At 42.1% G+C, this 2,033-nt stretch carries 2 protein-coding genes; one reads left to right on the forward strand and one right to left on the reverse strand.

The genetic code is table 11. The features are described from left to right. Positions 1-751, reverse strand: a 751-nt coding sequence (gene pst / locus C5O24_RS12920; protein ID WP_107681947.1) for a pesticin, incomplete at its 3' end; no start/stop codon positions are given. A 233-nt stretch (positions 752-984) separates the two neighbouring features. On the opposite strand from pst, the gene C5O24_RS12925 reads away from it, so the two are divergent. Beyond that, complete coding sequence (locus tag C5O24_RS12925; RefSeq protein ID WP_097315279.1) at positions 985-1,281, forward strand: hypothetical protein; 297 nt, start codon at positions 985-987, stop codon at positions 1,279-1,281. Positions 1,282-2,033 lie beyond the last annotated feature (752 nt).

Below are 2,033 nucleotides of genomic sequence, written 5' to 3' on the forward strand. Positions count from 1 at the left end.
GTGTCAGCGGATTTGATTTTACTTTATCATATGCACTCTGTCCACGAAGCATATAATATCCGTCAAGTTTATCTGCAATACTCTGAGGCACGCCATCATTCAACAAGTCCTGTTTACTTCGCTGACCAAGGTCAACACCAGAGCCAAATGTAACACCTGTATTATTAAAATACCGATCCCCCGGATTGGACGGAAAATGACTTGTCGGATTAAACCCTTCAAAACCATTACTGGAGAAAATATCGTGGTCAACAATATTTACCGAACGACGTAAAAATTCCTTCAGTTGACTAATATTGTCAAAGTTAATGACAGTGTTGTCCGCCAGGACGATGCGATTTCGGTTATTATTCAGAATGTCTTCGTTTTCTTTCTTATCGAGATGTTCAATAGATTCGGCAATCGTTCCCTCAAGAACCATGACACGGTAGACTTTCACACCGTCTTTTTCCTGACCTGTTTCAACAGTTATTTTCTGTTCGTAAGACACGGTCCCTTCAGTTTTTGAAATTTTACTTTCCTGGCGGATCTTATTTGAATATTCACTGTCTTTCTCCATCTCCGTATCAATCGGAAACCCCATAATGTACATCAGTTTAAAATTACTCCGGCCAGGCAGATCCACATAATGTGGTAATGCAATTGTAATCGAATTAGCTTCAAAATTTGGTCTGTAGCTGCTTAATGTACTTCCGGAAAAGAGAAAAGCCGGAACACCACCTGAACCATTCACTACCATTGTATCTGACATATAAATTCCTCTTTAACACATAAGAAAAAACAACAGGTTAAAACAATATACTGTACATATAACCACTAGTTTTATGTACAGTAATGAAAGTTACGCTGCTTTATTTTCTCTGTCAATAATATGAATTTTCATTTTTGTGATCTGAATCACCCTTATAAAAATCAGGAAAGGAAGATTCGCAGCAGAAAAACAGCACCGGATAACATCAGGAGAAAAAACAGAGAGGAGATAACGTGAGCAAAATAAAATCTGGTCGCCACCGCCTGAGCAAAACAGACAAACGCCTGCTGGCTGCACTTGTCGTTGCCGGATACGAAGAACGGACAGCCCGTGACCTCATCCAGAAACACGTTTACACACTGACACAGGCCGACCTGCGCCATCTGGTCAGTGAAATCAGTAACGGTGTGGGACAGTCACAGGCCTACGATGCGATTTACCAGGCAAGACGCATTCGTCTCGCCCGTAAATACCTGAACGGAAAAAAACCGGAAGAAGGGCTGAACGCCTGGAAGGGTGATTTACCATAATCCCTTAATTGTACGCACCACTGAAATGCGTTCAGCGCGATCACGACAGCAGACAGGCAAAAATAGCAACAAACCACCCGAAAAACCGCCGCGATCGCGCCTGATAAATTTTAACCTCATGCATATCTATGCAGCCAGGCGAATCACGAACGAATTGCCTGCCTGATGTAACTGAAACGGGTGTTTTTTCATGATTTGGTGGGCGTGGAAGACGGGAACATGAAAGGGAAAACAGAATTCATGCCAGATGAGCGCGATCTGGCAATTAAGGCAAAACACAGCAACAAAGACACGCCAGAATCGCGCCCGGATATGTTTTAACGCGATTTTCAGACTCAGACAAATTCAGCAGAATGCTACTCCATTCACCGGGCTGATGGTGAATACATGCGTATCCAGGATGAGTACATTTCTGGCTCTGCCACAGCTCTGTCTGTTGGCAGCTTTCGCCTGTCCGGAAACCTGCTTAAAACGCTCCCGAAAGGCCTCTGAACCAGAAAGCAACAAAACACAGGCCATTAAGTAAATCGCGTTAAAACACGTCTGATGGATTGCTGCAAAAAAAAGTCCCTAATGGAGCAGGGACTGTTAAACCCAGTGAATAGCGTCTAAATTAAAGTAAGAATACGACCAGGTACTCTTCAGAAAAGAGATTAATCCACCGCACAGAATAATCAACAGTAAAAACAAACAACCCTGATTTTTTATTTTTCTTTTTTTCGATAAAAACAAAATTAAAGAAATAATTAATC

Origin of the sequence: Paramuribaculum intestinale, assembly GCF_003024925.1 — a bacterium.
Taxonomy (GTDB): Bacteria; Bacteroidota; Bacteroidia; order Bacteroidales; family Muribaculaceae; genus Paramuribaculum; species Paramuribaculum intestinale.